The 741-nt window shown below is 65.5% G+C and carries 1 protein-coding gene; it reads left to right on the top strand.

The window, feature by feature from the left end; all coding sequences use genetic code 11:
- A partial coding sequence (locus tag FUT88_RS25400; RefSeq protein WP_147219325.1) for an alkene reductase occupies positions 1-741 on the top strand: 741 nt, incomplete at both ends.

Genomic DNA, 741 nt, shown 5'->3' with positions numbered 1-741 from the left:
GCCAGCCGGGTGACGTGCCGACCGAACTGAACGTGACTTACTACGCCCAGCGCGCAACCGCTGGCCTGATCGTCACGGAGGCCACGCAAATTTCCCGCCAGGGTCAGGGCTACGCCTGGACCCCGGGCATGTACACCGACGCACAGGAAGCCGGCTGGAAGGCGGTGGTGGATGCTGTGCATGCCAAGGGCGGCCGCATCTCGCAACAACTGTGGCATGTGGGCCGCATCTCCAACACGCTGCTGCAGGAAAACGGCCAGGCTCCCGTCGCGCCGTCGGCCATCGTCGCCAAGGGCGCACAGAGCTTTGTCGTGCAGCCCGACGGCACCCCCGCCAATGTGCCGACCAGCGAGCCGCGTGCCCTGGCCACGGAAGAAATCCCCGGTGTGATTGCGCAATACCGCCAGGCCGTGCTGCGTGCACGCCGCGCCGGTTTCGATTTCGTTGAAATCCACGCCGCCAACGGTTACCTGCTGCACCAATTCCTGTCGACCAACAGCAACCAGCGCACCGACCAGTACGGCGGCTCCCTGGAAAACCGCGCCCGACTGATTCTCGAAGTCGTCGACACCGCCATCGCAGAGATCGGTGCAGACCGCGTCGGCATTCGCCTCTCGCCGCACTTCGTCGCGCACGACATTGCCGATGAACAAGCTGAAGAAAGCGCGCTGTACCTTGCGCGCGAGCTGACCAAGCGCGGCATCGCCTACCTGCACATCGCCGAACCGGATTGGGCCGGCG

Source organism: Ralstonia sp. TCR112 (assembly GCF_007997035.1).
GTDB classification, from domain to species: domain Bacteria; phylum Pseudomonadota; class Gammaproteobacteria; order Burkholderiales; family Burkholderiaceae; genus Ralstonia; species Ralstonia edaphi.
Note: the sequence above shows the minus strand (reverse complement) of the source record. Positions and strands in the feature narration are given on the sequence as shown.